Consider the following 329-nt stretch of genomic DNA (forward strand, 5'->3'; position numbering starts at 1 on the left):
ACGGCCAAAGGTGCCGAATTCGTCAACGCGGGTAACGCGCTGCCGAAGATCGACCTGACCGTCACCGACGCCGGTGGCCTCAGCTCTACTGGCGAAGGTCAGCCGACTGTGACCTTGGTCAACGATGTACCGGTGATTGAAGTTACTCCGACCACGATCGAAGAAAACTCTGCCTCAGTCGGCACCGTCGCCGGTACCTTCACGGCCACCGACGAAGAAACTCCGCGCGATGGCCTGACCATCACCTTCACGGGCACCAGCAACGTTGATGGCTACTACAGCATCTCCGGCAACAACGTTGTGCTGACCCAAAAGGGCGCTGATTTCGT

1 protein-coding gene is annotated in these 329 nt (G+C 59.0%); it reads left to right on the forward strand.

Going from position 1 to position 329, the window contains the following annotated elements; all coding sequences use genetic code 11:
* Window positions 1-329, forward strand: a 329-nt coding sequence (locus AOA60_RS32880; protein ID WP_158235079.1) for a hypothetical protein, incomplete at both ends; no start/stop codon positions are given.

The sequence above is a fragment of the Pseudomonas sp. 2822-17 genome (assembly GCF_002742485.1).
Classification (GTDB): domain Bacteria; phylum Pseudomonadota; class Gammaproteobacteria; order Pseudomonadales; family Pseudomonadaceae; genus Aquipseudomonas; species Aquipseudomonas cyclaminis.